At 74.6% G+C, this 1,851-nt stretch carries 1 protein-coding gene; it reads right to left on the bottom strand.

The annotated features are described in order from the left end of the window. Positions 1-34: 34 nt before the first annotated feature. Positions 35-1,851: xanthine dehydrogenase family protein molybdopterin-binding subunit (locus HMPREF0731_RS15965; RefSeq protein ID WP_007005207.1), on the bottom strand; the 1,817-nt coding region annotated here is incomplete at its 5' end.

The raw sequence follows: 1,851 nt of genomic DNA, 5'->3' as shown, positions 1-1,851 counted from the left end.
GGGGAGGCGGGCCGGGGCGGCCGGCCCGCCAGGCTCAGGCGAGGTCGGCCAGGGTGATCGGCAGGTGGCGCACCCGCCGGCCCGTGGCGTGGAACACCGCATTGGCGATGGCCGCGGCGACGCCGACGATGCCCAGCTCGCCCACCCCCTTGCCGCCGAGGGCCGAGGCGTGCGGGTCCGGCTCGCCCACCGAGATCGCCTCGATCGGCGGGATGTCGGCCTGGGTGGGCAGCAGGTAGTCGGCGAAATTGCCGTTCACCAGCCGCGCATGGCGGCGGTCGACGATGCCGCCCTCCAGCAGCGCCTGGCCAACCCCCATGACGACGCCGCCCTTGATCTGGCTCTCCGCCAGGCGCGGATTGTAGAGCAGGCCGCTGTCGAAGGCGGTGACGATGCGGCGCAGCCGGATGCTGCCCAGCGCCTCATCCACCGCCAGCTCGACGAAATGCGCGCACCAGCTGTGCATCGAATGGTCGCCATCGGTGGGCGCGCGCATCGCCGAGACGGTGGTGAAGGCGCGGTGCCGGTCCTCCGGCGCCACGCCATTCTCCCCCAGCGTGTCGCGCAGCGCCTCCACCCGGTCGCGCCCGGTCAGGGCCAGCAGCTCGGCGATTGGCAGCGGCGCCGCCTCGCCGCGCAGCGGCACCAGCATTCCGTCGGTGACCGAGAGCGTGTTGGCGATGCCGCAGAGCGGCGAGCGCGGGTCGCTCAGCGCCAGGCCGATCAGCGCGTCCCGCGCCGCGCGCGCCGCCTTGTCCACCGCCCCCGTCATCAGCCCGGCCATCTGCGAGCCGCCGCTGACCGGCGCGCGCGGCAGGGTGGAATCGCCCAGCGTCACCCGCACCCGCGACAGCGGCAGGCCGAAGACCGAGGCGGCGGTCTGGCCCAGGATGGTGTAGGCGCCGGTGCCCATGTCGCTGGTGCTGCTGGCGACCTCGACGCCGCCATCGGCCAGGATGCGCACCATCGCCTCGCCCGGGCTGCGCCGCACCGGATAGGTGCCGGCGGCCATGCCCCAGCCGATGCGCTGCACGCCCTCGCGCATCGCGCCCGGCCTGGGGTCGCGGCGCGACCAGCCGAAGGCCGCCGCCCCCGCCGCATAGGCCTCGCGCAGCCGGCGGCTGGACCAGGGCTTGCCGGAATGCGGGTCGCGCTCCGGCTCGTTGCGCAGCCGCAGCTCCAGCGGGTCGAGGCCCAGCGCATGGGCCAGCTCGTCCATGGCGCATTCCAGCGCATAGGCCGAAGGGTTCTCCCCCGGCGCGCGCTTGGCCGAGGGTGTGACCGTATGGACCGGCACCAGCCGCTGCTCGCTGCTGAGATTCGGCACCGCGTACATCAGCGCGGTCACCGCGTTCAGCGGCTCCACCCAGCCCCCCTCCTGCGAGGTCTCCTGCCAGCCTTGCTGGCGGATCGCCAGCAGCCGGCCCTCGGCATCGGCGCCGAGCTCCAGCCGCTGCCGCGTCGCCGCCCGGCCGCCATGGCCGGTGAAATTCTGCGCCCGGGTCAGCGCCAGCTTCACCGGGCGGCCGAGCAGCCGCGCCGCCTGGGCGGTGATGGCGCCATGCGGCAGGGCGATGGCCTTGCTGCCGAAGCCGCCGCCGATGAAGGGGGAGACGATGCGCACCTGTTCGAACGCCAGCCCGAACCATTCGGCATAGTTGCGCGCCATGCCGTCCAGCCACTGGCTCGGCTCCCACAGGGTCAGCCGGTCGCCCTCCCAGCGGGCGATCAGCCCATGCGGCTCGATCGGCGCCTGGTATTCGCGCGCCGTGCGGTATTCGGCCTCGATGCGCACCGGCGCCCGCGCCAGCGCCGCGGCGGCGTCGCCGCGCTGGATGGCCAGCGGCGGCA

This window comes from Pseudoroseomonas cervicalis ATCC 49957, assembly GCF_000164635.1.
GTDB classification, from domain to species: Bacteria; Pseudomonadota; Alphaproteobacteria; order Acetobacterales; family Acetobacteraceae; genus Pseudoroseomonas; species Pseudoroseomonas cervicalis.
This window is presented reverse-complemented; position numbering and strand designations above follow the sequence as displayed.